Here is a 23,307-nt window from a genome sequence, read left to right as displayed (position 1 = left end):
TCAGGCTTAATTATTAAGCCTGAAGTCTGCCGCGTTCAGACCGTGTTTTTTCATTAGCTTGTGCATATCTGTCCGATTACGCCCTGCCAAATCAGAGGCTCTAGTCACATTTCCGTCGGCTAATTGCAGTAAGCGACATAAATACTGATATTCAAATGAGTCACGAGCTTGGGTTAATGTTGGCCAGTTCTGAGACAGCTCGGATAACGCTTGTTCGACAAGACTCAAAGATATAACGGGAGTCTGGGTCAGCGCGACGCACTGTTCAACAACGTTCACTAACTGCCTAACATTACCAGGCCAATCACTCGTCACCAGTTTTTTCAAGGCATCAGGGGCAAATTGTGTGGCTTTAACGCCATGCCTTTCAGCACTTTGTTTCAATAGATAATCCGTTAACAAAGGAATGTCTTCAAAGCGCTCTTTCAGTGAAGGAATGCGTAAATTAACCACATTCAAACGGTAGTACAAGTCTTCTCTGAAGCGGTCCTCTTCCATTTCTTTTTGCAAGTCTTTGTGAGTGGCAGAAATGATCCGTACATCAATATCGATATTCGTCGCACTGCCCACTGGGCGCACGGTCCGTTCTTGAATGGCGCGCAATAACTTCACTTGCAAGGAGCTTGGCATATCACCAATTTCATCAAGGAAGAGTGTGCCGCCATGCGCTTCACGAAATAAGCCTGTGGATGATTGAACCGCCCCTGTGAAAGCACCTTTGGTGTGTCCAAACAACTCAGATTCCAATAAGTTTTCAGGTAAGGCACCACAATTAATTGCAACGAAGGGTTTGTTTGCCCTGTCACTCGCTTTATGAATTGCCTTTGCTAACAGCTCTTTACCTGTGCCACTTGCGCCATTAATCAGCACACTGACATTTTTATCTGCGATACGATGAGCTTGGCTCAGCAGCTTCGTCATCTCTGGCGCTCGAGTCACAATGTCTTTGCACCAATCGCCCATTTGTGAAGATGTGTTCTTCTGCGTAGCTCTTGAGAGTACTTTGCGCAATTCATCATGATCTATCGGCTTAGTTAGAAAGCCAAAAACGCCTTTTTGCGTAGCCGTCACAGCATCTTTAATGGTGCCGTGTGCCGTCATCAAAACAACGGGTAAATCATTGTAGCGATTCAAAATTTCATCAAAAAAGCTGAGACCGTCTAAACCCGGCATACGAATATCGCTAAGCACCACATCAAATTTATTATTGAACATGAGGCGCAATGCCTGAGTGGCATTTTCAGAAGAAGTCACTTGATAGCCCTCTCCTTGCAAGCGAATAGTAAGCAGGCGCAGTAGGTTTTCATCGTCTTCTACTAATAGTAATTTTGGTGCGTCTGCATTCTGGTCACGCGCTGACGTATTATCATTGCTCGAATGTGTATTCGATGACGGCAATTGAGAGGGTTGAGAAAAACTCATTTGTTGTCGCTCCTGTTTTGATTCACCATCGACGCTTCAATATCTAACAACTGCTCGACTTGCTTGCGTTGGTTTTCAATCTCTTTATTTTTTTCTTCTAATTGAATTTCTTGTGATGCGATGGTTTTTGCTTGCCTACCGTTCACCTCACTTAAGATAGTGATAGCGGACTCTAGTTCAAGTAATTGTTGGCTTTGTGAATAAATAATCACATCTAGCACTTGAGTCATCGCTTTGTCGGTGCGAGTTTGTAAATCTTCAATCCAATTCTGTGCGCGCAAGCGATTACGGTAAGGCGTATCTTCGCTTTGACTCAATAGTACTTTTTCTAAAAGTTGCTTTGGTTCATCACCCAAACTATCGATTAATTTACTTCGCTCTGGCCAGGCAGTGCTTGAAGCTTCGATCAGCTTATCAGCCCACGCTTTAAGCTCACAATATTCCTCAAAGGTCGCCATACTTTCAGGCGAGGTACAATAAGTACTGAGCATTAGATCAAGCACTTCAGGCGGATCCTGATTCATATTTTTTTGTAATAACTCGCACCCAGATAAGGGGATTAATAGTGCAAGAAGAACTAGCGCTTTCATGATTCATCTCTCAAAGGTAGCTTTATTCTGAAGCAAACTGACGCGTATTTCACATCCACTATGGACACAGCGCCTCCTAGCAAACGAGCACAATCTGACACGATAGATAAGCCTAGACCCGCGCCAATCACTCTGTCATTTCTAGTTAACAGGCCGCGCTTAAAAGGTTCGAAGATATTCTTTCTGTCATCTGCCGAAATTTCATTACCATGGTTTGCAACATCTAATACGTAATCACCCATAGCCTGGTGCAATTTAATATAAATGGCAGTGGCTTCTGTACCATGGGCGACTGCATTTGATATCAGATTATCTAAGATACGCCTGAATAACTCCGCATCAGATACGATGAGTTGGCAATCATCAGCAATGTCAGTTTCCACAGTGCACAAAGACTGTTTCAACGCCAAACCGTTCTGGGTTAGACATTCGTTGATAATCTGTTGCGTATCTATTTGTTCAAAAGACGGCTCAGCTTGTTGTAGCAAAGCATTATAATCAAGCAACTTCTCAATCAAAAGGTTTAATCTGTTAGTTGATGCTTGGAGTAGATTGACCACTTCTTTTTGTTGTTTATTCAGTTGCCCTACCATTTCTTCTGCTAACAGTGCGCAGCCTTCTTTAAAACTCGCCAAAGGCGTCTTCAATTCGTGTGAAGCATGACGCAACAGCGCTGTTCTTACTTTTTCAAGTTGTTGAATGCGCTTGTGTAGCAAATAAAGGTCTTTTTCTACTGCGACAAGTTCTCGCGGTCCCGATGACGACTTCACCGGTAATTCATTTTGATTATCTGCGATAGCCGCAATGATATTTTTCAATTTATTTACAGGCTTGGTGATTAACTTAGCGGCAAATAAAATGAGTATAAGAGAGACTAAAGTGAGCGCTGCAGTAGACCAAGCCTGCTTTTGCTGCAGTGCAGACATGAAGCTTTGCTGCTCAGATACTCGTTGATTCACTGTTGCTTTCACGTCATCACTCAGTGCGTTAATTGCTTGCGTAAAAGAGGCTAAGTGAGCGTCCAAGACTAGCTTGTCTGTCATGCTCGGATAATTTCCTAACTGAATTAAATTGCGGTGCAATTTACCACAAGCATCGGAATCAGAGAGTTGCTGACAAAACGGTTCCAACTCTTGTTGAAATAGCGTTAATGTATCGTCGTTCAACTGCTTCAGTGTTGCGTTGGGTAATACAAAGTGCTGCCGCATAAGTCTTTCGATATCTCGTGCCATGCTTTCTAAGTTGCGCATGGTACCTGCTGTCTCAACGAAAAACTGAGTCTGCTTCACAATGGCATCATTCAGTTTTGCCAAGTCACTCTGACTTTGCCAAAGCAAAGTAAACAGAGGAACGAGTGCAACAAAGAAGCTACCTAAAATGAGTTGTTTTAGCGATCGAATTTGCAATAGTCTGGACGATTTAGTGTAAGTGTCATCAAGCATTACATAGCCAGCGTTTTGCTTCAACAAAGCGATGCAATCTTATTGGGAAGGTTGGAAGGATGAAAGTGGCCCACTCATCCGTGTATTGAGCCATAACTGTCACTACATCGTTATCCTTTAGAGATTTCGCTTGCGTCTAGTTCATCAAGACTGATGTAACCATCTTCGTTCGCATCTATTTTATTGAAGTTTTCAAGTAAGGTTTTATGACCAACGGCTTCTCGCAGGGAAATAAGCCCATCTTGATCATCGTCTAATGTTGCCATTAGACTTTCTTGCGCATTCGCTGCAGTTGATATAAGAATTGCTAAGATGCCTTGCACCAGCATGATTGATAATGCGATCTTCATCATTTTTGAAAAGTTAGCCATGGTACGCTCTCCTAAATTCAGTATTGGATTAACGGCGGTGAACAAGCAGCTTCACTTACGTTTGTTTCCTACTGACATCTTGTATTATTATTTTTATCAGTTTGAGTGTGCTTTTTACGGTTCATTTAGACCATTGGTGTTTGGTTCGAAATGACCATGCAGAAGTAGTATTACAAGGAACATGCCAACTTAATTTATACAACATATTCAACAACATAGAAGAAATCAAAAAAATAAACAACGGAATTGTGAAGCTAATATAAGACACCGCTTTAGTCATTTCTTACAATACAGTGAAAACATTCAAAATAGTGCAATACTTTCAGATAGTTAAAGCGATAATGATGGTGTCGCAATATACAGACAGTCGAAACAACGCACCGCTCGCATCCGTCATCTCAGTATGAAAAAAGATGGGAGTATCTTTACATATACATTGTGGTGTAAAGCGTAATTAAGCTAATGACAGTGATCGCTAATAAGATGAACAAATTAATGCCAAAGTTATCTGTTTTCCTGCGGTTTCTTCGCAAGCGCAGGATCATCGAAACTAAACTCAAACCGAGACAGACCTGAAGGGTTGCTAACAATCCATCCACGTGAGCCTGTGACCAGTAAATTCGGCCTTCAACTCCCCAGAATTTCTGTACACCACTAATAAACTCTGGACGAGCATAATGGAACAAAACGAGTGCACCAAGCAAAGAAAACCAAGCTGACACATTTAAAATGACCATGACTCGAAACAAGGGCTCTTTGCTCGCTGGAGTCTGTCGGCGGTCAACAAAACCCAAAGGTTCGGCTCCACCCTCTCTCCCTCTCGTATTTTTTTCATTTTTATCGTGCATATTCTACTTTACCTACTGTTATCCCTTGCATAGTTAAGTATACTTAGCCGCTAAAAGTAGAACTAAATAAGACCCGACGAAAAATGCTTTGCTTCCGACGTTTATATAAGTCAGCATCGCGAACTCAAACGTGGTGAGCCAACAGGTTTCTTTTTCAGACTACCTATTGCTATCATACGGAATTAGCACTTTATTTGTCCACAACGGATAATAAAGCTAGCGTTTATCGTTTTGTCTAGTCATGCCCAATGGAGAATAATATGACATATGCACCAGTCGCCGATGTTTTGGCTGGCAAATATGGTGTCGACGACACTGTGACCATCAAAGGCTGGGTGAGAACCCGTCGCGACTCAAAAGCAGGCCTTTCATTCATTAACGTGCATGATGGCAGTTGCTTTGACCCAATCCAAGTCGTTGCAATGAATTCATTGGCAAATTATGAAGATATTACCAAACTGACCACTAGCTGCTCTGTTTCGGTTGTAGGCACAGTAAAAGCGTCTCAAGGTCAAGGACAAGCACTTGAAATCGAAGCACAAAGTGTTGAAGTGCTAGGTTGGGTAGAGAACCCAGACACATACCCTATGGCTGCAAAGCGACATAGTATCGAATATTTGCGTGAGCACGCTCACCTACGCCCTCGCACAAACATTATCGGTGCAGTGACCCGCATTAGAAATTGTCTTTCACAAGCCGTGCATCGATTCTTTCATGAGCAAGGTTATTTTTGGATAAGTACTCCAATTCTGACAGCGTCGGACACTGAAGGTGCGGGTGAAATGTTCCGAGTGTCTACATTAGATATGATGAATATTCCTCGCGACGACAAAGGCCTAGTGGATTACAAAGAAGACTTCTTTGGTAAAGAAACTTTCCTCACCGTGTCTGGACAACTTAACGTTGAAACCTATTGCGCTGCTATGTCAAAAGTATATACCTTTGGCCCAACCTTCCGTGCTGAGAACTCAAATACAAGTCGTCACTTAGCTGAGTTTTGGATGATTGAACCTGAAGTTGCTTTTGCTGATCTCGCGACAGTTGCACAGCTAGCCGAAGATTTACTGAAATATGTTTTCAAGGCCGTGCTTGAAGAACGTCCAGACGACATGGCGTTTTTTGCGCAACGTGTAAATAAAGAAGCGATTACTCGTTTGGAAAGCGTGGTCAATTCTGAGTTTGTTCGTATGGACTACACAGATGCGATTGATATTCTGCAAAAGAGCGGTAAAAAGTTTGAATTCCCTGTGGAATGGGGCGTTGATTTATCGTCAGAGCATGAACGATACCTTGCTGAAGAGCACGTAGGTGCGCCAATTATTATGCAAAACTATCCAAAAGATATTAAAGCATTTTACATGCGCATTAATGACGACAACAAAACGGTAGCTGCTATGGATGTCTTAGCACCTGGTATTGGTGAAATTATCGGTGGTTCACAACGTGAAGAGCGCCTTGATGTGTTTGATCGCCGTCTTGCCGAAATGGATCTCAGCCAAGAAGACTATGCTTGGTATCGAGACTTACGTCGCTATGGCACAGTGCCACATGCTGGTTTTGGTTTAGGTTTCGAACGTTTAGTGGCTTATGTGACTGGTATGCAAAACGTGCGCGATGTTATTCCCTTCCCTAGAACACCTGGCAACGCTCAATACTAGACAGTATAGCAACACGCTGACATTCTCGAAGGCAGGTCGTTTAAGCTACCTGCCTTTTTTGTGTCTGGTCACAAATGTCTCATTCAAGCAATTGAAATTTGTACAAATTTTCAACAGATATTCACAAATTCCTCACATAGATTTAAAGCTTTTATATCTTTAGTTTGATATCATCTGTATCGTTTAATATATGCGCAATCTTAAACCTAAATGGAAGAGATAATCTAAGCGGTGTCACCCAAAAAGAAAAACAAAGAATCGTGACATTTGGCACATACGAGTTCTGCGTAAATAACGTAATATGCAGCAACACGCTTGAGGAAATTCATAGATGAAATCAAATTTGATCAAATTAGCAATATTCATTGTTATCCTAGGATCCGGCTTTGCGGTTAAAGCGTTAATCGAAGGCAGTGAACCAGAGCCAGAGGAACAGGAAAAGACTGACAATCGCCCAACTGTCAGTGTTGAAGCATTAAATGCCATTGATCACCAAGTTGCTATTAGCAGCTTCGGTGAAGTTGTTCCTTTGGAGAGAACCGTTTTGGCTGCTCAAGTATCTGGCGAAGTGACCAGTTGGAACCCAAATTTTGTTGCCGGCGGCTTAGTAAAACGCGGAGATATCCTCTTTTCAATCGAAAAAGATGCATACGAGGCAGCTTTATTGCAAGCTGAAGCACAAGTATCTCTTGCTGAAGCAAGTCTAATTGAAGAACAAGCGCGTCAAAAAGTAGCGATGCGAGAAGCGAAGAACTTACCCGCTAATCAGGTGAGTGATCTCTACCTTCGAAAACCACAAGTATTAAGCGCTCAAGCTCAATTAAAGTCTGCTCAAGCGGCCTATCGCATTGCTCAAAGAGATCTATCAAATTGTGATGTAACAGCGCCTTATGATGCGCTGGTGCTATCCAGAGAAATCGGCTCCGGACAGTTCGTCAATGTCGGTATGACAGTCGCTGAAATTAACAACATTGAAGCGGCGGAAGTGATATTTCCAGTAGCGGGTTTCGACAGTCCCTTTTTACCTAAAAAAATCGACAATAACCCAGCTACTGTAAGAGCAAAAGATGTCGCTGGCATTTCCCGAGTTGCCTATTTACAACGTGATCTTGGCATTGTCGATCAGAGCACTCGCATGAATCACTTAGTGGTTAGAATTGATGACCCATATAGCTTGAATACGGATGCACCACAGCTCAAATTTGGCACCTATGTGGAAGTAGCGTTTGCCGGCAAACTCATTGAGAATGTGTATAAGGTTCCACAAAACTTAGTCAATAAACGTAAAGTTTGGGTCATCGATGCAGACCAAAAACTACTATCGAAAAATGTTGAAGTTGTCAGAGAAGAAGGTACCTATTTCCTCATTTCTAGCGGTATCAATGAGCAAGACCAAGTCGTGATGACGCTACCTGAATACCCTCAAAACGGCATGGGTGTAAAATTATTGGGTGAAGATGGCGATAAAGTAGCAGCAAACGACCAGTAGGGAAAAAGGATGACTGACTCAAACTCAACAAACTCGTCACTCGATCAGGATGAGAATAATGCTCCCACTGGCATTATTGCGTTTTTCGCCAATAATGCGGTAGCGGCAAACTTAATGATGGTGTTTATCATTATCATGGGGTTGTTTAGCTATTCTACGATCCAACGACAAATGTTTCCGACACTAGAATTCAATTCAATAAACGTGTCAGTGCAATACCCAGGTGCTTCTCCTCAAGAGATTGAAGAAAATATCATTATCAAAATCGAGGAGCAATTGAGCGACCTCGCTGAAGTTAAAAAGAGCGTTGGTAATGCATGGCGCGGTGGTGGTCGAGTTAACCTGGAAATATATCCAAGCGCTGAGCTATCTGACGTTCTGGATAAAGTAAAATCGAGGGTGGATAGCATTGGTACCTTCCCTGCCGCAATGGAGCCTGTTACCGTTTCCTTGAATGAATTTAGGCAAGAGGTAATGAATCTCTCAATCGTTGGAGACTTGCCACTCGACGAATTGAAGCCAATTGCTGAACAAATTGAAATCGAACTCCTCCAGCTAAACAATATTCAATTAGCTAATGCGCAAACCCCGAGTGATGAAATAGCAATCGAAATCAAACCTGAAGTTTTACGCAAATATAACCTGACAATTAATGATGTAACGCAAGCTGTTCGTCGTTATTCTGCCAATTTCAGCGCCGGCCAAATCAGAACCGAATCAGGTATGATTGCAGTACGCATCGAAAACCAGTTTTATGACGGGGAAGAGTTCCGTGATATTCCTGTGAAAATTGGTAGTGGTGGTTCACGTGTTTTATTAAAAGATGTCGCTGATATCAAAGATGGCTTTACTGAAGGAGAACGCTACTTCCGCTATAACGGCATTAACGCAATTTCCCTAGTCGTGTCAGCAACCAAAGATCAAAGTATTATTCCAGTCGCGAGTTCAGTGAATGCCTATATGGAAGCCAAAAACGAAACGCTTCCGAACGGCGTGCAAATTTACACTGTGGTTGATTTTACCTACTACTTGAACGGTCGGCTTGACATGATGCTTGGAAACTTAGCACAAGGTGCGTTTTTGGTTTTCGCAATGTTGGCTTTGTTCTTACGCTTTAAATTAGCGTTTTGGGTAATGATTGGCTTGCCAGTCTGTTTCCTCGGTGCCGTTATGCTGATGCCTGCGTTCGGCATTACCATCAATATTTTCTCATTGTTCGCTTTTATTATGGTGCTAGGGATTGTTGTCGACGATGCCATTGTGATTGGCGAAAGTGCTTACAGCGAAATAGAATCAAAAGGTGGCGGCGTTAATAATGTCGTGCGTGGTGCAAAACGCGTGGCTACCCCAGCAACTTTTGGTGTGCTTACTACTATTGCGGTATTTATCCCCTTTACCATGGGTGAAGGGCCAGAGGGAACTTTCTTTTACAATATTGCCGCAGTCGTTATCTTCTGCTTAATATTCAGCTTGATCGAATCAAAGTTAATTCTGCCTGCACATATTGCCCACAGCAAATTTCCGCCACTTAAGTCAACAAGCTGGCGACAACGCTTTAATAAACGTTTCTTCAGTATCGTTAACGGCCCGTACCGCAATTTTATCACTAACTGTGTAACATGGCGCTGGCCGGTATTTGCAGTATTTATCGCAATGCTTTTTATTAGCATAGGCTTGTTAAACGCGAACTACGTAAGAGTTGTTCCCAATCCCCAAGTACCAACTGATTACCCTTCGATCGATATAGAGATGGCAGAAACCGTCAGTGACCAAGCCACCATCGATGCCTTACAAATCATTGAAAAAGTGATTATGGATGTCGACAAAAAAATCGTTGAGGAATACGGTAGCCCCATGGTTTCGGATATTCTCGTATTCAACCGAGGCAGAACTTCTGGCCAAGTACTAGCGCCACTCGTTGCCGAAGACGATCGACATTTCGATACGTTCGAACTCAGCCGCCGTTGGCGGGAAGCGGTCCCCAACATTCCTGGCATGAAATCCTTCACAGTCCGAGACGACGTCAATAGCAGCGGTGGCGGCGGTGAATTTGGTTACTTGCTATTCGGGCCAGATGTTAATGAACTCAATGACGCAGGCCGTTATCTGATTGAGCTGCTGCAAGGGCAAGAAGGTTTGTTTGACGTGAGTTCTAGTATCGACCCAGTAAGTAAAGAAGTCCAAATGACCTTAAAACCTGTCGCCTATGATTTGGGTTTGGATTTAGCAAGCATTGCGTCACAGGTAGGTGCAAGCTTTTATGGCGGTGAAGCACAACGCATATTGCGTGGCGGTGAAGAAGTAAAAGTGATGGTGAGATACCCTCGATTCACTCGTGAACGATTTGCCGAATTGAAGTATGCCGTCATTACAACACCGACCGGACAAGAAGTATTGTTAGGTGATGTTGTTGAGCTCTCTGAAAAGCCTGGGATCAGTTATATACGGCGTGAAGGGGGCTATCGCAGCGTTTATGTGTACGGTTCAATTGACGAACAATTGGTAGAGCCAGGTGAAGTCGTTGAATCGATTGCAGATGAACTCTTGCCCAAAATGCAAGAGCGCTTTCCTCGGGTAAAAACCGAATTGGGTGGCGATATCAAAGAACAACAAGCGCAGCAAAGTGAACAAATTACCTTCTTTATTGCGGGTATGATTATGGTTTATATCTTGTTGGCAGTGCCACTAAAAAGCTATGCACAACCGCTAATAGTTATGTCAGTCATCCCTTTTAGTTTAACTGGCGCTATTTGGGGGCACTTCCTACTCGACCTAGATATGAGTCTGTTTTCAACCTTCGGTTTAATTGCTGCCGCGGGGGTCGTCATAAATGACAGTTTGGTCATGACTGACTTTGTTAATCAACGACGTTTGCAAGGCTACAGTGTTAAAGAATCTGTAATAGAAGCTGGATGTGCCCGCTTCAGAGCAATAACACTCACGTCAATTACCACCTTCGCTGGTGTTTTGCCGATTATGTTCGAAACCAGTCTTCAAGCTGCGTTTGTTATCCCAATGGCAGTCGCACTTGGTTTTGCTGTGTTGTATGCCACGTTCGTCACACTTATTCTGGTGCCATGTCTATATGTTATTTTGCTAGATTTAGCACGCCCATTTAACGCGATAAAGGCTAAGCTAAAGAAACGTAAACAACGTAACACTAACTTACAAAATACATAGCCAGCTAGCTAAAAGTAAAAAGATAAAGGTCTGTAAGCACCGAAAACGCTTACAGACCGAGCTTTCGAATTTGTTCATCGGCTTTAACTGATTGATTCTTCTTATTTCAGCCACTAAACTCACAGGAAAGCAGATTCTGGTGATCTATATTTTCGGGTGCAACACAAGGAGGCAGCTTATCAAGTACTATAAACTACGTTTGAACGGTCACATTCTTGAAGCCACCTTCTATGAATATTGGGATGCTGATGTTTTTGATTCCTTTATTTCTGAAGTCAAAGTAAATTTAATCCGTTTGCAAGGACAAGAATGGGGAAGTATGACCGATTTACGACCATGGAAAGGTGGCGACAATGAATTTATCTTCGCGGCAAGGGCTGAACTCAACCGTTTAGTGGCTGCTGGCTCATCTCACGCTGCGTACATTATAAAAGGCAATAGCCCTCATTTAGATGTATTAAATGAAGTGGCACCCTCTCTTAGTGGATACAAGAGAAAGTTATTCTCAACCAAAGGCGAAGCAGCTGAATGGCTTACAAAAGCCGGTTTTAAACTCCCCTTAGAGTCGAAAGAGCATTGCGAGCAAGATAAATAGTTGTTCGCAATTGGCGTGCTTATTTAGTTCTTGCCTCACTCGCTATTCCATTCGCTTTGCAATGCTGATTGATAAACTGTTGATGGCTAGGCAGTTGCGCAACCGCATTGTCGACTTGAGCTTTTAGGTCAGACAAAAATTTAGTTAGTTCCGCATCTGACATTTCAGCGGTAATTGGATGATACTGTTGTGGCACCATACCCTGTCCCAATAAAACTTGAGTCCACGAGTCCACTCTAAAAATATCGCCATCATCCAAAAACACCCTCCCTGTTTCTTGGAAAAGATCAAGCTTATGCTTGAGTGATTCCGGAATATCCATTTGCCGACAGTAATCCCAAAATGCACCATCTCGACGATTATTCACCTTGTAATGCATAATGATAAAGTCGCGAATGCTATTTAATTCACTGTCGAGTTTTGTATTGTATTCATCAATCAAACTGTCTGTGATGCCTTTAAAGGGAAACAATCGCATTAAGCGAACAATGCCCGTCATGATCAAATGTATACTGGTTGACTCAAGTGGTTCAATAAAGCCACTCGATAAACCTAAGGCAACACAGTTTTTGTGCCACCCTTTCCGACGTCGTCCAGTTAAGAATTTAATCGCTCTCGGTTCATTGATGAGCTCTCCCTCTACATTGGATTTCAGGCGCGCGATAGCAGCATCTTCGCTCAAATACTTATCGCAAAATACTAAACCGTTTCCTACTCGATTTTGCAAGGGTATTTGCCACTGCCAGCCTGCGTCATGCGCTAGGCTTTTAGTGTATGGAAGAGGCTCACTAACAGATTTTGTTTGCACTGTGACAGCGGTATTGCACGGTAACCAATGAGACCAATCATCGTAGCCAGTGTGTAAGGACTGCTCTATGAGTAAGGCTCTAAAACCGGTGCAGTCTATAAACAGATCACCTTCTACCTCACTTCCGTCCGCTAGGGTCAACGAACTAATAAAGCCGTTAGATGATTGTTTGTTTACTTTTGAGATCTTCCCTTCTATTCGTTTAGCCCCTAAATTCTCACTAAATTCACGTAAGAATTGAGCATACTTTGAGGCGTCTAAATGATAAGCAAAATTAATTGGTTGTTGGTTCGACATTCCAAATTTACCCGCCTTGGCAGCTTGCAATTCAAAGCAATACTCACCGAAGTCCGCATCAATGCCTTTTTCTAAACCTCGTAGCCAAAAGTGGTGAAACTCCCCTGCCCAGCATTCTTTGCCGGTGATACCAAATGAGTGAATATAAGCATGGTCTTCATTTCGCCAACCACTGAATTCAATACCTAACTTAAAGGTAGCATTCGTTGCTTTAATAAAGGACTGCTCATTTATGCCAAGTAACTTATGCAGCGTTCTAATCGGAGGAATGGTTGCTTCACCCACACCGACAGTACTGATGCTATCTGATTCAATAAGAGTCACAGAAACAGACTTTCCTAGCAGCCGAGTAAGCGAAGCGGCTGCCATCCAGCCAGCTGTGCCTCCGCCGGCAATCACAACTTTTGATACAGGTTTTACATCCATGACAGATCCTTTAAACAGCCGAGCCCTTGTTAACTTTGCCTAATAGACTATTGATAAATGTTCTATTGCTTGGTAAACCGGCACGATACTGGTGTTTTAATTGCTCGTTTTGTTGCATCAACTGTTCCGCATATTGCAACATGCTCGATGAAAGTGTTGTTGCAGCTAGTGTATTCTCAATAGAGCGCTTATAGCGCATTCCATACAAAACGTACTGATAACTGGCAGAAGGAAACACCTCTTCGTTTTGAATCACGTCATAACGACTGGGTGCCTGAAATTGCCAAGTATCCAATAATTTTTGCAGGCTATCCGGAATGCTCGAAGCATCACGGTGTGCTAACCAATACTTATCCTGACGCTCACTTAATACATAGTGTAGCTTTAAAAAGTCGATGACCCTTTGCCAGCGATAGGTAAAGCGCTCGTTAAAACGCTCAGCGACAATATCCATATGTTGTCTGTTGCGAGGAAACTGTTCGGATAACATTGTTAGCGAGAGTTCCACCATGGCTATCGCTGATGCTTCCAGTGGTTCAAAAAAACCAGAGGACATTCCGACGGCAACGCAGTTATTTTGCCAAAATTTTTCTCGATAACCTGGTGTGAACTTTATGGTTCTTGGAGTAATACTGCTATTAAGTCCGTCTTCAGTCAGCGTATTAATATATTTTGCAAGCGTATCTTCTGCGCTTTGTTTGCTTTCAAACTGACTAGAATAGGTATAACCCACACCTCTTCGTGTTTGCAAACCAATATCCCATATCCAACCATTGGTCTGCGCGCTTGACTTCGTAGCAGATAAAATCGGTGCTGAGTCTGAAGCGTATGGCACGTGAGCTGCCAGAGCCCTATCGTTAAACAATACATGTTCCTGATTAAGGAACGGAATATGGTAGTGCTGGTCGATTAAAAGGCTGTTCATCCCCGAACAATCAACAAACAGTTGCCCGCTAATATTGCCAGAAAGTTTAGTCGATAGATGACTGACATCGCCATTTTTTGCCGCGTGCACTTGTGTGACATGATCTTTAATATGTCTAACACCCAAAAGCTTGGTGCAATGCTCGCACAAGAGCTCCGCAAATTTACCTGCATCGAGGTGGTAGCCGTAGTTCGTTACCCCAGCGTAATCTGGCGTTGATAATTGTTTAGGTGCTAGATTAAGTTCGCAAACGCTTGATTGCACACTCGCAAAATCTGCAAACTTCATTTCTCTATTGGAGAGTTGTTGCCAGGCCCCCGCCAAATCATATTGACCATAATGTGGTGGAGTAACAAAGGGATGATAATAGGCATCATTTGGACTACCGTTTACCCAACCTTGAAACAATGAGCCTTGCTTCAAGCTCACATTGCAACGTTGGATGAAGGTTTGTTCATTAATACCAATAATTTGTAGGGTATGTCGCATAGAAGGCCAAGTGCCCTCCCCAACGCCTAAACTCGCAACATTAGGAGACTCGACTAAAGTGACTTTTATTTTGGCTTCACCTAGCTGTTTATTTTTAGCTGCGAGCACACCTGCGGCTAGCCAACCGGCTGTGCCACCACCAACAACAACGACTTCTTGAATTGCTGGACCGCTCACTATCCTTCCTTGTAAAAGTGTAGGTATGTCAATACATTACTCTATTGACATACAGAAATACAACCCGCACTAGCGTGCGGGTTGTGACCTAACATCTAGAATGTATATCTAGCTCCTAAGGCATATCTCGCACCTAATTGATCTAGGTTCCATAACAAACGCTCAGAGCGACCATGTCTTCTTAAGTCTTCTTCTGTGATATTAATCCCTTCGAAGAAAACAGTCAGATCTTCATTCACTTCGTAGGACACGTTAAAGTCAACTTGTGTGGTCGCTTCAGTAAAGCCTGGTTCATTGATGTATACAGCAGCACCATCTAAGAACTTGTCACGCCAGTTATAAGCTAAACGAGCTTGAATACCATGCTTTTCGTACATCAGAATTAAGTTGGCGGTGTCACTCAAACCAACTAAGGCGAACTGTGTCACGGAAGGATCTGCAGATAGATCGAATTCAGCGCCACTGTTCACAGCGGTGTAGTTAGCTTGCAAGCCAAACCCAGTATCACCAAAGAAATGCTGTGCAGCTAGCTCAACACCTTCAATACGCTCTTGTTGATTGTTCACCGGCTTAGCATTAGTGAATTGTAACAAAGGATCGTCGCTGTTAGGCAGTACATCATACTGTGCTTCAAACTGCTCATCTGTCAGAGAATCAAAAGCGATGCCATTCTCCATAGCAACCACCATGTTAAACAAGTTAGTATCGTTAACGGATACACCCAAACGATTTAACTCAGCCAAGGCAGCTTGCGCCCGCGGACCCGCGGTTGCATCGCGCAGACCGTAGACGTTTTCGACTACTTGTGCATTACCAATGAAGTTTCTTACACGTTTCTCAAAGTAGCCAATAGAGACATAACTTGTGTCACCAAAATAATACTCGAAGGAAATATCAACATTATCTGACTCTTGTGGCACTAAGCCTGGATTACCCGAACTTGCTGTTGCCGTGGGTGTGCCAGCCGTTAACGCTGGGCCACTCGGGCTGCCAACTGTCGAAGCAGCACTTAAATTATTGTACGATGGCCGAGATATGGTTTTGCTGTAAGAAACACGAGCAATGAAGTCGTCTACGATTTCAATATCAAAATCGAACGAAGGTAACATATGGTTGTAATCAGAACCGAGAGCAAAGTCTTGTGTATCGCTTCCAAATCGTACATTGAAATCATTATTACCTTCCCAAGCAATACCACTTGGCAAAGAAACGTTGGCAACAGAAGTGACATCTGTACTTTCATATCGCAAACCTGCTAGTAAGTTCCAAGGCATTTCATTTAGCTCACCCTCTAGACTCGCAGCAACATAAGCCGCTGTGATGTCTTCTTTGATTGTTCTGTTAGTTGCAAATGGGTTATCTGCAGCAAAAACAAAACCATACTCTTGGGCAGCAAACTCACCAATTTGGCGAGCACTTGCTGTAAAGCCTTGGTTAAACACAGAGCCAGTATTGTAGTCGCTAAACTCTTGTGCAAAATCGATGGGAGTGAGAAAGTCAGCGGGTAATTCACCTGGGTTTTCAACACCCCAGTTGCCCATCGTGCGTCGTGTCAAAGATTGTAGTGATGTGCTCTCCATAGCTCGCGATTCAATTCCAAAATGAATTGAACCATTATCGAGTTCATATTTACCATCCACTCGGATTTGATCAATCTCTGTTTCTTGTTGATTGAAATTCATATCCAAGATAGAAGTGCCTACATCACCGGCATCTAAGCTATTGTTTGGGGATAGGTTACCGCGAGCAACATCGTTATAATCTACCGTCATGATTGGGAAGTCGCCTCTAAAGTCAACGCCCTGCGCTTGCACAACATTTGCACCCAAGCCAGCATTTACCCAAGTACCATATGGTGCGTCCGGACGACCTTCTGCTGTTGAGTGGTGAGCATCAAAGGTAAAGCTCAACTCATCATTCACTTGATATTCTAAATTCAAACCAATCGATTTGTTTTCGTTTACCTGATTTAGTTCTTGCACCGCCAAACCTAAATCACGAGGCAACAGTTCACGACGCTCCTGACGAATCACGACTGGTGCGGCCACATTAGGGTTATCGTCAAAGGTGAGTTCGGCAAAATAACGGTCATCCATCCAGATTGACTGTTCTGCACGTGCTTCAAAAAGGTCTTGGCGACTGTATGTATAGTCGAGTGTAGCAACCAGAGCATCACTTGGTGCATATTGCACGGTTAGCTGTGCATTGGTTCTTGTTCTTTCACGATCTGATTGTGCATAACGCAAATCTGAGGGTATGGCGAATAACGCCCCCAATGCCGGCTCATTGTTAACAACGACTGCAGGACCAGAAGCTGGATTCGCATCAACATCGGGAGACTGAGGAATAACGCCAGTGTATGGATTAACTCGCCATTGATTCACAAACGCTCTTGTTGCACCGCTATCGCGTTTTTGCACACTAGCACTTAAGCTCACACCAAAAACTCGATCGTCGTCGAGGTAATTGATAAAACCTGATACTTCTGGCGTAATGTCAGAACCCACACGGTTAGTCGTGTCACTGAGTGCTTTGCCTCCAATAGAGCCGCTTAATCCAGATTCGCTAGCATCCATTGGACGTGACGTTTTAATATTGACTGTAGCGCCAATACCACCTGTTGCGATTTGTGCCTTTCCCGTTTTGTAAACTTCGACCGACCTTACCGCTTCAGACGCGATATCGGAGAAATCAAAAGCACGAGAGTTAGGTGTTCCGCCACCTGCTGGAAGAGACGCCGCTGGCATCGTTCTGCCATTTAGAGTAACCATATTAAACTCTGGCCCTAAACCACGCACGGTAATTTTACTGCCTTCACCGTTAACTCTGTCAATCGAAACACCCGTAATACGTTGCAAGGATTCAGCGAGGTTAGTATCTGGAAATTTACCAATATCTTCTGCGGAAATTGCATCCACTACCCCTGCAGCGTCACGCTTTACGCCCATTGATTCTTGAATACTTGCGCGAATACCGGTTACTTGAATGACTTCGACCTTATCTTCAGCCGATTCCTGCGCTAATGCTTGAGGAGCGATGGTTGCCGCACCAATAGCTAGAGAGAGGCTAGTTGCGAGCCTCGTTTTTTTAAAAATTTGTTGTGTGTTATTCATGATTATTCCCACTCAACCGTAGTTGAAGTCCTTGTTTAATTATCTCTTATTATTCACTTTATGGCGCTGCAATATCTGTGTCGATAAGGCTGAACTACTCGTCATTTCATTGCTCCCCAAATAAAATGTAAGCGCTTTCATTATTGTGCAAAAAAAAGCAAAACAGCTGGGTTGCTTTATTAACCTAATAGATCATTAATTAAACGTCAACATAATTTTACAATTTCGTTATAAAATTGTTAATTTTTGTTATTATTTAAAACCTGTTACTTAACTTCCATTTAATCAATAACTTAGAAAAGAATCCCGAGCTACTCACACGCGCAAGTAGCCGTTCTTTTAACAGTGATTGGGCAGCGCTAGCGAGTGGATGTCCACTCACTTCTTGATTATCTTGCTGGCATTTTCGAAGCTCAGGAGTAATATCATCTAAACAAGATTCGAGGTCTCGTTCACCTAATTTCACTGCGACTTTCAGGGTAGCAAAGACATATCGTTCTATTTCGATTAATTCATGATAATCAATAACACTGAGCTCTTCGTCGGAGAAAATATGACCTGTGCGCCATAGCTCATAAAAATACCAAAGCTTCATGTTCTGAAGCGTATTATCTGGTTGTTGCTGTATACCTAAACGGATCACCTCACCCGCTTTATCCCATTGATTCAATAGTTGATAAGCACAGCGAACTTGGTAATACGAAAACATCGATAAATCACTCACATTTTCAAAGCGGTCATACAGGTTAATTAGAGTCTGATAATCATTTCTTGCAATGAGCTGCATACTGGCTTGCTCAAAGACTGGGGAGTATCGGCAAATAATCTCTTCATATTCTTGAATAACCTTTTTGTCACCTTTTTTGTGCTGGTCATTCCAGGCTTCAAAAATTGCTCTAGTAGCACCTGCATGCAGCGGATCATGCTTAATTTCTTTGATTTCTTTGAGTAGCTTTTTGTATTCTGCAACACCCAGTACGGTTAAATTATTGTCAGCCCACACATAGGCCTGTACTTCATTAAGTTCACTAAGTCGCTCGGTATAAATTGAAATTGCGTCATTAAAACCAAGCTTTCTAATCATCGCTTCGAAAGGTTTGTTCAAACTCCAATAATCAGACTCAAGGTCATTCAATAGGTCCTTGTACAAACTCAGTGCTGTTTCTTGTTCTTCAAGCTCTAAGTGGCACATTACCTTTCTTGCTGTTGCAAACGGTGAGGTACTAAAACGCTCAAAATCAATTAAGGTACTCAAGGCCTCATCGAACTCACCTTTTTCCATTAATGCGTCTGCTAGCGTCAAGGTGATATACTGGTCGTTTGGCGCGAGTTTGTGTGCACGCAGCAAATGCTGATCAGCTGCTAATTTATCTTGTTCTCCGCCGTATAAACTTAGCATTTCACTTGCAATACAAAGACTATTTGCATCGTGCTTATTTAACTCAATCTGCTTATAACTGGCTTTGACAATGTCAGATTTTCGGTCCAACTGATAAAGCCATTCATACAGTTTCTGCCAGAGATGACTATTGCCTTCAGAGCCAGACAGCAAATTTTGCAATACTTGCGCAGCATTTTCGTACTGCCCAGTTTGAGCGTAAATTTGGGCCTGCAAGCTAGCTAATTGGAACGGCAATTCGCCGTTCCACGGCGTATCCTTGAATACCGCTAAAGCCTGATGATAGTCCCCCACTTCTCGATAAAAATCAGCTAAAGCAGAATAGGCGTTTTGAAACAAAGGATTGACCGCAATCGCTTTACGAATATAGGCTAGCTTTTCATCTCTATCCTCGCTCTGTGCCGACAAATTACACCAAGCTTGCGCTAAATAAGGATACTTTTCGCTGAGTTCTCGAGCGAGTTCTAACGCTAAGCTTGGCCTGTCTGTACGGTCGCCAATTTGGCTAATCTGATGCCAGGCCCAGTTATAATCGGCTTGGTGTTCAACCGCTTTTTCTAAGCATGTATAAGCCGATTCATCATCGTTCTTTTGTAAATATAAGTCGGCTAAGTAACCATGTAAAATGCCGTCATCATGGGTGTGTTTCAGCGCTTTTTTCAGTACATTAATCGCCTCGTCAAATCGCATTTCTTTTTCAAACAAATCTACGATCAACTTAACGACTTCTGACCAACCAGGGTTAATTTCTAGAGCATTAAAATAGGATTTTTTTGCAGCCTCGGTTTGCTCCAGAAGTTCGTATAGATGGCCCTCTTCCTTATGTAAACGAGGGGTAAACGGAAACTTTTCAATACCTTTCTGAAAGTACTCAAGTGCCTTATCTAAGTGTCCCTGCTGCTTTTGATAGAATCCATTAATTGCGTAGGCGTACCATAAGTGAGGTAGATCAGAAATCAGATAATCGGTGAAAGACTGTAAAACCTCATCCGACACCGTTCGACAGGCTTCAAACCAATAATTCCAAGCACTGTCACCAAACACAACTTGTAGTTTAATTTGTTCAAAGACAAACTGTAGACTCTCTATTTTATCATCGTTGTGACGACTGGATGTCATTAGCACATTGAAGGCTAAATCGTTGTCTATATTCCTCATCAATACAGATTTTGCTATGTCTTTTGCTTCATCAAAATTCCCAATAACAGCATTTGCTCTAGCCAAGTACGCTTTGCACTCTATATCTTTGGGTAAAACAAGGAAACTCTCTTTCGCAACCGTCAACGCTCTCTCTTTCTGCCCTAGGTAAATCAGCTTATCAATCAATTGGCGGCGCAATGAACCATTATCAGGACGATGTGAAATCGCTCTTTCCAATGTCCTTTTTTGTGTCTCTGCATCAGAGTGCCAATAGATAAGATAGTCTTGTACAGTGGCATTGTCTGGATAGGATGACATGGCCTTGTTTAACTCGTCGTCCAACTCCTTCGTCATGCTTAAGCTTTGTAGCAAGCCAAAATATGCATCGGCTGTTTTTGACTGCAACGGAGACTGTTCGAATAATGCATTGTAAAGCGGAAGCGCATCCTGCAAGGCCCCCTGTCTAACCTGATATTTCGCATTCAAGTAATTAACATCATCTGCAGACAAATAGCGTTCAAACTGCTCTCTGTAAGACTCAAACTTATCAAGTTGACCATAGGTGATTAACTTACTGCCTAGCGTATTGAGCAAGGTAATATGATGAGGATGCACAACAAGCGCCTGCTCTAAAAACTCTATGCCTTTGTGTTCCTCATTACTTAGTTCATAAGCTCTAAGTAAAGATATTGCTGGCAAAGGAGAGCGCTTGATGTACTTATTAAAGCGGCGAGTTAAAAACGCTAGGACCTCATCCTCGCCTTGCAGAAAACGACTTGCTTTGAAGTAACTCTCGACGTAAGCCTCACTGGTATCATCCATACAAAAGGCTATTCGGTAATGAGTAAGTGCTTTTACACGTTCGCCCTCATTCCAGTAATAATGTGCGAGTGATTGATATACCTCTTCTATATAACTGCCATATTTCTTCAAAAAGGTCAGGAGTTTCTTGCTTAGTTCAGGACGTTCATTGGTATCGTATATTTCATCGAACAACACGCGCGAGAGATAGAGGTTTTTATTTTTATCTAAGTAAGTTGCTAACTTATTTAAGGCTTCCTCGCGCCTTCCTAAATCTCTCAAGCAGTAATACTGAGAGGAAAGTAAGATTGTTTGGTCTGGGTGCTGTTCTAATAAGGATTCATTCAGCTCTTGCAGCACATCTAACTGTCCACTCCAAAGCGCAAAATCCCGCCCAGCCTTCACACTTAAACGATGTTGTGCGTCTTCATTATGCAAAGCCTCAACAAATTGCTTTGCTACAGCCACATCGTTAAGCTCTTTCGCGAGCATATATTTGTCCCATAGCTCATAAAAAGCGTGATCGCTGGGCACAAAGTTCGTTAGGAGGTCTTGTTTTTCTCTAGGAACAAAGGCGACGCACCTAGCCCCTGCAAAAGCCTCACTTTCTAAGGTTTCCTTAATTAACATTTCCTGCATACCAGAATAGCCAGGATCCATGGTAAACATGCTGCCGGTATGGGAATTGTAGCCAATCACCGCTTGCAAATGAGCAGAAAAAGCACTTGTTGTCACCAAACCAAAAGGCACTCCGCTATCGATGAGTTGAGTAAGGTATTGTTCTTGTAAATCAAACTCTACGAAGTAAAAGTTATTTTCTCGTAACCACCGTCTCTCACTAGTATCTGGCGTGCCGCTATAACAGATTTCGTCAGCAATACTCTTTGAGTCGTGCTTCTTACCAAAATAAGCAGCTATTGCTGACAGTGTTGTGGGTGCGCACGTCAAATGTTCTTGGCGATAAAAAGGTACATCGAGCACTTTCACGCCGAGCGTCGCTTTGTCGGTTTCAAGTTCTTGGTGTTTCGCTAGGTTTTCACAGACAATCTGCCAGTATTTTGATTTATGCTTTGAAAGAATTTCACGGGCGGCTTCATAGTCTCCGTGATGAAGTTTAATTTGCCCCTCGTATGCGATTGCTCGTTGCTTGTCGTATTTATCATCGAATACTTTGAGTTCATGGTGACGCTTTAAAGCGACCTGGCACGTATCCCAATCGAGCTCTGTTGCTGACATAGAAGCCAATTGCATCCAAAGAAGGCATGATTGGAAGCGTTCAATATGTGCTTTCAAAAGGTTCGTGCCCGCTTTTAAGTCCTCGATTTTTTGAACTACTTGAATATATACCCTAAGTGTTCCCACTGTTGGTTCTGCACTAAATAATTCCTGAGCTAAATTTAAGGCATCTTCATCTCGGTCTTGCTCCAGTAAAAGACGCACTTTAAGAATCCGATAAAAACGCATATCAGATTGAGTGCAGTTAGCATTTTTTTGACTTTCTTCTTGCGCAGCCTCAAGCAATTTTTCGGCGACTTCAAAGTCTTTCTGCTCTCTACTAATTATTGACTTAAACGCATAAAATTGAGGGCGAATAGCATGGTCTGCAAGCATTGTTTGTTCATGCTCTTGCATAAACTCGCTTCCGAGGATCAAACCGAGATGGCTCAACTTGTAATACATCATTCGATCTAAGATTTTAGTGGATTGCTTGTTTTCTCGATATGTTCGCAACAAAATAGCATCAGAAAGTCGGTCGCCGCCCAAGTGATAACAAAGCTTAATGGAATAAATACGTTGCTCGATAGTTTGCCAGGATTGCATTGGACCCCACTCATCAAGCGCGTAGTCTAAGGCATCTTTAAATTGGCCTTGATCAATGAGTGCTTCAAGCTTCTCACTTTGCTGAGATGCAATTGGTGTAGGTGTGATTCCATTCATACTTCATACTTTCCGATAAATATTATTGAGCTATTCTATAGCTTGCTCTTAATCTGACGTTTAGTTTATACGAAAGAGGACTTTAAGGTATTAGGAATTAAAACAACATTGTAAAATATATGTTGCATTAAGGTAATCGGCTTGATAAAACGCACGCGGTTAATTAAGAACGCACGCGACAAAAACGCACGCGAATAGT

13 protein-coding genes are annotated in these 23,307 nt (G+C 42.7%); 4 read left to right on the top strand and 9 right to left on the bottom strand.

The window, feature by feature from the left end:
* Positions 1-6: 6 nt before the first annotated feature.
* The 5 genes from RM544_RS00845 to RM544_RS00825 all read right to left on the bottom strand — a co-directional run bounded on the left by RM544_RS00845 (position 7) and on the right by RM544_RS00825 (position 4,673).
* A complete protein-coding gene (locus RM544_RS00845; RefSeq protein ID WP_311359892.1) occupies positions 7-1,422 on the bottom strand; it encodes a sigma 54-interacting transcriptional regulator in 1,416 nt (471 codons plus the stop codon).
* Complete coding sequence (locus RM544_RS00840; protein WP_311359891.1) at positions 1,419-2,012, bottom strand: hypothetical protein; 594 nt, start codon at positions 2,010-2,012, stop codon at positions 1,419-1,421. The genes RM544_RS00845 and RM544_RS00840 overlap by 4 nt, the downstream gene beginning before the upstream one ends.
* Positions 2,009-3,481, bottom strand: a complete 1,473-nt coding sequence (locus RM544_RS00835; RefSeq protein WP_311359890.1) for a sensor histidine kinase — start codon at positions 3,479-3,481, stop codon at positions 2,009-2,011. The genes RM544_RS00840 and RM544_RS00835 overlap by 4 nt, the downstream gene beginning before the upstream one ends.
* 83 nt (positions 3,482-3,564) lie before the next feature.
* The gene (locus RM544_RS00830; protein ID WP_311359889.1) at positions 3,565-3,825 is read right to left on the bottom strand and encodes an EF-hand domain-containing protein; all 261 of its coding nucleotides are present in this window, start codon (positions 3,823-3,825) and stop codon (positions 3,565-3,567) included.
* A 425-nt stretch (positions 3,826-4,250) separates the two neighbouring features.
* On the bottom strand, positions 4,251-4,673 hold the full coding sequence (locus RM544_RS00825) for a hypothetical protein (RefSeq protein WP_311359888.1): 423 nt from the start codon (positions 4,671-4,673) through the stop codon (positions 4,251-4,253).
* Between the two features lie 260 nt (positions 4,674-4,933).
* Here RM544_RS00825 and asnS point away from each other — a divergent pair, with 260 nt between their 5' ends.
* The 4 genes from asnS (at position 4,934) to RM544_RS00805 (ending at position 11,595) form a co-directional block, all read left to right on the top strand.
* The gene (asnS, locus tag RM544_RS00820) at positions 4,934-6,331 is read left to right on the top strand and encodes an asparagine--tRNA ligase (protein WP_311359887.1); all 1,398 of its coding nucleotides are present in this window, start codon (positions 4,934-4,936) and stop codon (positions 6,329-6,331) included.
* A 331-nt stretch (positions 6,332-6,662) separates the two neighbouring features.
* A complete protein-coding gene (locus RM544_RS00815) occupies positions 6,663-7,820 on the top strand; it encodes an efflux RND transporter periplasmic adaptor subunit (RefSeq protein WP_311359886.1) in 1,158 nt (385 codons plus the stop codon).
* Between the two features lie 9 nt (positions 7,821-7,829).
* The gene (locus tag RM544_RS00810) at positions 7,830-11,000 is read left to right on the top strand and encodes an efflux RND transporter permease subunit (RefSeq protein WP_311359885.1); all 3,171 of its coding nucleotides are present in this window, start codon (positions 7,830-7,832) and stop codon (positions 10,998-11,000) included.
* Positions 11,001-11,199: 199 nt separating this feature from the next.
* Positions 11,200-11,595 carry a hypothetical protein gene (locus RM544_RS00805; RefSeq protein ID WP_311359884.1) on the top strand — a complete coding sequence of 132 codons (396 nt, stop codon included), beginning with the start codon at positions 11,200-11,202 and terminating at the stop codon, positions 11,593-11,595.
* Positions 11,596-11,614: 19 nt separating this feature from the next.
* Here the strand turns inward: RM544_RS00805 and RM544_RS00800 are convergent, their stop codons facing one another.
* The 4 genes from RM544_RS00800 to RM544_RS00785 all read right to left on the bottom strand — a co-directional run bounded on the left by RM544_RS00800 (position 11,615) and on the right by RM544_RS00785 (position 23,108).
* Positions 11,615-13,126 (bottom strand): tryptophan halogenase family protein, encoded by a 1,512-nt coding sequence (locus RM544_RS00800; protein WP_311359883.1) that lies wholly within the window; start codon positions 13,124-13,126, stop codon positions 11,615-11,617.
* 10 nt (positions 13,127-13,136) lie between these two features.
* The gene (locus RM544_RS00795; RefSeq protein ID WP_311359882.1) at positions 13,137-14,717 is read right to left on the bottom strand and encodes a tryptophan halogenase family protein; all 1,581 of its coding nucleotides are present in this window, start codon (positions 14,715-14,717) and stop codon (positions 13,137-13,139) included.
* 95 nt (positions 14,718-14,812) lie between these two features.
* Complete coding sequence (locus RM544_RS00790) at positions 14,813-17,830, bottom strand: TonB-dependent receptor (RefSeq protein ID WP_311359881.1); 3,018 nt, start codon at positions 17,828-17,830, stop codon at positions 14,813-14,815.
* Positions 17,831-18,086: 256 nt separating this feature from the next.
* Complete coding sequence (locus RM544_RS00785) at positions 18,087-23,108, bottom strand: tetratricopeptide repeat protein (RefSeq protein ID WP_311359880.1); 5,022 nt, start codon at positions 23,106-23,108, stop codon at positions 18,087-18,089.
* Positions 23,109-23,307: the final 199 nt, after the last annotated feature.

Origin of the sequence: Brumicola blandensis (assembly GCF_031846165.1) — a bacterium.
Classification (GTDB): Bacteria; Pseudomonadota; Gammaproteobacteria; order Enterobacterales; family Alteromonadaceae; genus Glaciecola; species Glaciecola blandensis.
This window is presented reverse-complemented; position numbering and strand designations above follow the sequence as displayed.